Raw genomic sequence first — 6,685 nt, forward strand, 5'->3', positions numbered from 1 at the left:
CTATCTAACTATCTAACTATCATTAATAGTTTTCAGCTTTAAGTTGTACTGTTCAAGTTAAAGGAAGAAGCACGGAGTTGACGTTAGTCAATGAGTACTTCTGACGCATAAATTGAGCAATACAACGACAAGGTGAATACTATTCGGCTAGTCTTCTTCTAAAACATGCGGTCCGGCGTAGTTGTCGAAGCGCGAGTACTTACCTTGGAAGGTTAACGGCACACGACCAATTGGCCCGTTACGTTGCTTACCAATAATAATTTCTGCCATGCCTTTAAATTCACTATCATCGTTATAAACCTCATCACGGTAAATGAACATGATTAAATCGGCATCTTGCTCAATTGAACCCGACTCACGTAAATCAGAGTTAATTGGGCGTTTATCAGAGCGTTGCTCCAAGCCACGGTTTAACTGAGAAAGCGCAACTACAGGCACTTTTAACTCTTTCGCTAAGGCTTTCAATGAACGAGAGATTTCAGCAATTTCCAAGGTACGATTATCAGAAAATTGCGGTGCGCGCATTAGCTGCAAATAATCAATCATGATCATAGAGATACCGCCGTGATCGCGGTGAATCCTACGTGCCCTGGCTCGTAATTCTGTCGGTGTTAACCCAGAAGCATCATCAATGAACATTTTACCTTTTTCCATCAACAAACCCATGGTCGATGATAATCGTGCCCAATCTTCATCTTCTAGTTGACCGGTACGGATTTTAGTTTGATCGATTCGTCCTAACGAGGCCAGCATACGCATCATGATTTGGTCCGCGGGCATCTCTAGACTAAAAATAAGTGCTGGGTGTTCCTGTGTCATCGCCGCATGCTCGGCCAAGTTCATGGCAAAAGTGGTTTTCCCCATGGAAGGACGTGCGGCAATAATAATAAGATCAGACTTTTGCAGCCCAGCCGTCATTTTATCTAAATCAGCATAACCACTGGGAACGCCGGTAACACCACCCGAAGGTGTTGAACAAAGCTTTTCAATGCGATCAACAGTTTTTTCTAACACTGAATTTAAGCTTTCAGGGCCTTGTGATTTACTGGCACGCTTTTCAGCGATAGCGAAAACTTTGGTTTCAGCGAAATCGAGTAACTCTGCGCTGCTACGTCCTTGGGTATCATAACCCGCTTCGGCGATTTCATTAGCAACACTAATCATTTCACGAGTAACGGCTCGTTCACGGACAATATCCGCATAAGCAGTGATGTTAGCGGCACTAGGGGTATTCTTCATCATCTCTGCGAGATAAACAAAACCGCCGGCATCCTCTAGTTTTTGATCATTTTCTAAGGCTTCAGAGAGAGTAATTAAATCAACCGGTTCGCCTAGTTCAATTAAGGCACCAATTGTTTCAAATATAAGGCGATGAGAGCGACTATAAAAATCATCGGCAACCGCTTTTTCTGCCACGCGATCCCAGGTTTCATTATCAAGTAACAAACCACCAAGTACCGACTGTTCAGCCTCTAACGAGTGCGGTGGTACTTTTAACTCATCAATTTGTTTATCTCTAATAAATTGCCGTTCTTTCGCAAATTTACGTGGCTTTTTTTCGGCCATTACCTTAACCCTACTCTGCTACATCACTATACTCGCGCTTGTCTTAATGCCGGTTTTAACTAAGTTAAAACAGCAACCACGAGTATCTAAAAAAGGAGTGCTAATGTAGCAGAATTTGCCTTATGGGAATATACAATTTTTGCTAAAAAATGCTTAATGAGAAAATAGATTATTTGCTACTTACCGCTACATTACCGTTAACGGTTGACACTCTGACTAAGGCGCTGCCATTAACCGTTTGAAAATTTAACTTAGCGCCAGGTCCATACTCAGCGTGCTCAGTTTTATCCTGGGTAATATTGTTGTCTATGTCACCGCCAACACTCGATTTAAGACTAAAATCAGCATCTATGCCTTTTTGGAAGGTGAACGCTAAGTCACCACTTACCGTGGAAGCTTTTAGTAAGGCTTTTTCAGCTAAGGTTAGCTTGGCCTGTAAATCACCACTGACGGTTCGGATACGTAGTTCAATAACTTCAGCTAAATTAAGCTCACTATTACCGGAAACATTGTTAAAAAATACTTCTTTGGCTTGGCTGTTAATATCAACTTCACCACTCACCGATCTTATTTCTAACCGTCCGGTAGAGTTACTATCGTTAATATCGCCACTGACCGCAGCTAACGAGACTTTACCGGATAAATCATGACTATTGATATTGCCACTAATACTACTGAGTTCAACACTTTGACTGATGTTTTTCGCCAAAATATCGCCACTTACCGTTTTAACTTCTACGCCTCCATGTAAGTTTGATATATGAATATCGCTAGAAATACTTGCAGACTTCATCCTGATGTTTTTGGGCATAAACACGGTTATTTTTGAACCATCCGCGCGCCAATTGTCCATTCGGGGGTATTCAACCTTGATGAGTACTTGCGCACCTTTCTGCTCAAAAATAAGTTTTTCGGCATCATCATCTAAAGTACCGGTAACGGATATTTTATCTTTATCCCAACCAACCACATTAATAAAGCCACTATGATTACTGATAGAAACATTGGTAACATTGTCGCTCGGTAAGCTTTGTGTAATCTCAATGGCGGCAAGTGTTTGACCACTTAACATTAGACAAACCGTCACTGTGATGATATTGGCATATTGTTGTATTTTTCTTGTTAGTTTGTTCATGAAAACCTCTTCTTTTATATACTTTTCACTGTGTTTAGCTAGCGCTAATTTTTTGTTAACTTGCTCTTTGTTAACTTTGCCTGTAACGACAAAACCTAGCTAAATCACTTGATATTGGCGATATAATTGTTGTAATAACTTCAGCTCTTGTTGCTGAGTAAAATCTAATAAATTCAATAAGTCGGCATTATTATTATCCGTTAACAGTGCTTTTCTTATTGATGCTCTGGCATCCGCTAATTGCGTTAATTCTTTTTGCATCGCTACTGGCAATCTATCCACCGTGGGTTGACCGTAACTTGCCAGCAATGTTTGTTTTTGTAGCTTAAAATTTTGCTGCATAAAGTTGACCAGCTGCCCTGGTGTCGGGCTAGTTTTCTGCTGATTTTGCACCATTACCGGAACACTTTGTTCAACTGTCGAGGGTGAGAAAGTAAACCAAGACATCAGCATTACCATGGCAATAGACGCTGCCCACGCACTGGGAACAAAAACATTACTTTGCTTATCGCCTAAACTTACTTGGATTTTATGGTTAAGCGCACGTTCGATACCCGGCCATAAATCTCTTTCCGGTGACATTTCATTAGCTAAATTGGCCACTTGCTCATTCAGTTTTTTATCTGAAATCAGCTTATCTATAGGTAGCTGCCCTTGATGCTCATGACCTTGATTTAAGTGCTTTTGAGGTACTTGCTTATTCATGACTTAATTCCTCCTCAACCGATATAAAATCATTAGTCGTTAATGATTCCTTTAATAAATTTCTCGCCCTGTGGTATTGCGACTTACTTGAACCAACCGCCATTTTCAACATTTTGGCTATTTCCTCATGGCGGTAACCTTCAACAGCAAACAAAACAAAAACTAAACGGGCCCGTTCGGGTAAGCGAGCAATGTGTCGATCTAACATCATTAAGGTAGAATCATCCGTTAGGTGGACACTTGCCTCGACTACATTTTGTGCTTGCTCTTCAATACTAAAAACCCGCTGCAGCCAATTTTTATTTTTACGTAAATGCCCCAGTACTACATTGGTGGCAACACTATGCAGCCAGGTACTAAACTTACTTTCGCCGCGAAAATTATTAATTTTTTGCCATAACACTACAAATACTTCCTGACAGACATCTTCAGCGCTGTCTTTATCTGCCAGCATACGCCAGCACAAGGCATAAATTGACTTATGGTGTTTTTCATAGAGTCGATAAAAAGCACTTTGACAGCCTTGTTTGGCTTGTGCTATCCACGCCTGCTCACCATCAATGTTGCTGGATTGCTGAGCTTTATTAGCGCTAAATAGTCCCTGGCCGTCGATGACTTTTTTATGGTGTTTATCTGCTGTTGTTTGGCTATCCAAGTGCTAAAGCCTCTGACTGGTTCAAAATAACTATCCAAAGTTAATATATAAAATTAATATCTAAATTTAATGTCTAAACTAATGTCCGCTATTAACTAAGATACCGAACAACATAAAAAGGTTTAAAGAGTATTTAATAAATTAGCTTAATAAAAATAAATTTATAAAGCTGAAAAAGACTAAGTGAAAATTATCCAGCTAAAATACACCTTGCAACATCTTGTTACCCTTTGCTAAGCCTGCTTAGTTACTTTAACTAAAATCATGTGTAAATTAGCATAAGCAAGCTGAACCTTGGATAAGCAATATTACACAACAAAGCTATTTTAACCGCTATCAGCGTTATTTCTACTACCAATAGCCCGCTATTGGCTAGGTAAAAATGCCTTGATAAGGACTAAACTATCATCATTGTGTATAACGTGTAATTTACTATTTAAATTTCATAGTGTTAAAAAATTCATTATCCAAAGTTCAGGTTAAGTATTTTAAAAATATAACAATAACAACCGTCCCATAAGGAAATTCCAATGAAATTAACCAGTCTAGCAATAGCACTTACTCTTGCGTTAAGCGCCAATCAGGTTGCTTTTGCCGCAGATGATAAAAAATCAAAATCGAAGAAGAAAGACCAAACCATTGAGCAAATGATTGAAAATAAAACCGCGACCTTAGGTTTGTTTGATTTTTATCAAGATAAAAAGACTGGCGAAACGTTAATGTTGTTGGATGAAAGCCAGTTGGACACCCCTTTTTTACATTTTGCCCAAACCGTTGATGGCCTTGCCGATGCTGGACATTTCCGTGGTGGTTACCGTGGTGAAAAAATCATTGAATTTAGACGTTACTTTGACCGTGTCGACATAGTCACCAAAACCTCTCGCTATCAATTTGATGAAAACAACCCGATTAGCCGTGCTAAAGATGCCAATATAAGTGAAGCGGTATTAGCCAGTTTGAAGATTGAAAAAGTAGAAAATGGCCAAATTGCTTTAAAAGTCGATAAACTATTCTTAAGTGAAGCACTGCATAAAGTTTCTCCTTGGGCACGTGTTGATGATAAAAAAGCTAAAAAGCGCTTTAAAGTAGGCAAGTTAAATAGTAAAAAATCACGCATCCTAAGCAAACGCGCTTACGATAATAATGTTGATATTGTTGTCGATTATGTTTTCAATAATCCTAACCCAAGTGTTTATGGCTCTAAAGCCGTTTCGGATCCGCGTTCAGTATCAATTAAGTTGCAACACTCTTTTATAGAGCTACCTAAAGAAGAATTTACCCCACGCTACCAAGATGCCCGTATTGGTTACTTTGGTCGTCAATATACTCAAATGACCTCAAGTAGCTGGGCACCTTATAAAGATGTCATGAATCGTTGGAACCTGGTAAAAAAAGATCCAAGCGCTGCGGTATCAGAGCCAGTTGAGCCAATTGTTTGGTGGATTGAAAATACTACACCACTCGAATGGCGTGACACCATTCGCGAGGCGGTATTAGCGTGGAACTCCTCTTTTGAAAAAGCAGGCTTTAAAAATGCTCTACAAGTTAAAATTCAGCCAGATGATGCCACTTGGCAAGCAGGGGATCTAAATTACAATGTACTGCGTTGGACCTCATCACCACAACCGCGCTTTGGTGGTTACGGGCCATCTTTAGCCAACCCATTAACGGGTCAGCTGCTAGGTGCTGATATCATGCTTGAATTTATCTTTATGAAAAACCGCTGGATATATAACAGCTTATATAGTCAAGGCGCAGCTAGTGTTGGTTTTAATAATTTAGAGCAAATAAATCAAGGGCCAAGCTCAGCAAGCGCATTAAATTGCAGTGCTGGTCATGAATTGCAACAAGGCTTGTTACTTAGCCAAGCGATGTCCAATGGTAATGACATAGAAAATAAAGCCGTACTAAAAGAAGGCTTACGTCATTTGGTACTACATGAAGTAGGCCATACCCTAGGTTTAAATCACAATATGAAAGCCTCAATTTTGTGGGATGAAAAAGAAATTCACGATAAATCACTTACTCAAGGCGCATTAACTGGCTCAGTAATGGATTACTCTCCCATTAACGTTTCTCCTAAAGGCACTGCCCAAGGTGATTACTTTCAAACAGAGCCTGGTCTATATGATGATTGGGCCATCGAATATGGCTATTCAATTGCTCTTGATGACTCAGAGCAAGAAGCCGAGCGTTTAGCAAAAATATTGGCGCGCTCTAGTGAAAAAGGCTTAGCTTTTGGTAATGATGCTGATGATATGCGTGCTCCTGGTCGTCATATAGATCCACGTATAATGACCGGTGATTTATCATCTAACCCTGTCGCTTACGCAAGCGAGCGAATGACTTTAATTCAAGGTTTATTGAGCGAGTTAAAAGATAAAGCACTCGTTGATGGACAGTCCCATCAGCAGTTATTAATTTCAGCCAATTCACTGTTTGGTCAATACCGACGTCAAGCTGAGGTGATTTCTCGCCAAATAGGTGGTGTTTATGTTGAGCGTAACGTAGTTGATAGTAGCCAAACACAAAGTCTACCTTATACACCTGTACCAAAAGAGAAACAACAAGCAGCTATGCAAGCACTAACTAGCTTTGTTTTTGCTGGTGATGCCCTAGCAGAC

5 protein-coding genes are annotated in these 6,685 nt (G+C 39.9%); 1 reads left to right on the top strand and 4 read right to left on the bottom strand.

What is annotated here, in order from left to right:
- Nucleotides 1-147: 147 nt before the first annotated feature.
- The 4 genes from dnaB to HRT50_RS08590 form a co-directional block, all read right to left on the bottom strand.
- Complete coding sequence (dnaB, locus tag HRT50_RS08575) at nt 148-1,566, bottom strand: replicative DNA helicase (RefSeq protein WP_291613409.1); 1,419 nt, start codon at nt 1,564-1,566, stop codon at nt 148-150.
- 169 nt (nt 1,567-1,735) lie between these two features.
- A complete protein-coding gene (locus HRT50_RS08580) occupies nt 1,736-2,701 on the bottom strand; it encodes a DUF4097 family beta strand repeat-containing protein (RefSeq protein ID WP_291613411.1) in 966 nt (321 codons plus the stop codon).
- A 99-nt stretch (nt 2,702-2,800) separates the two neighbouring features.
- Complete coding sequence (locus tag HRT50_RS08585; RefSeq protein ID WP_291613413.1) at nt 2,801-3,406, bottom strand: hypothetical protein; 606 nt, start codon at nt 3,404-3,406, stop codon at nt 2,801-2,803.
- A complete protein-coding gene (locus HRT50_RS08590; protein WP_291613428.1) occupies nt 3,399-3,968 on the bottom strand; it encodes an RNA polymerase sigma factor in 570 nt (189 codons plus the stop codon). Before HRT50_RS08590 ends, HRT50_RS08585 begins: the two co-directional genes overlap by 8 nt.
- 623 nt (nt 3,969-4,591) lie before the next feature.
- On the opposite strand from HRT50_RS08590, the gene HRT50_RS08595 reads away from it, so the two are divergent.
- On the top strand, nt 4,592-6,685 hold a 2,094-nt coding region (locus HRT50_RS08595), incomplete at its 3' end, for a zinc-dependent metalloprotease (RefSeq protein WP_291613414.1).

It is taken from the genome of Colwellia sp. (assembly GCF_013215345.1).
GTDB lineage: Bacteria > Pseudomonadota > Gammaproteobacteria > Enterobacterales > Alteromonadaceae > Colwellia.

Coding starts and splice junctions, on each gene's coding strand:
- HRT50_RS08580 (WP_291613411.1), bottom strand. CDS start 2,701: ATGAACAAACTAACAAGAAAAATACAACAATATGCCAATATCATCACA.
- HRT50_RS08585 (WP_291613413.1), bottom strand. CDS start 3,406: ATGAATAAGCAAGTACCTCAAAAGCACTTAAATCAAGGTCATGAGCAT.
- dnaB (WP_291613409.1), bottom strand. CDS start 1,566: ATGGCCGAAAAAAAGCCACGTAAATTTGCGAAAGAACGGCAATTTATT.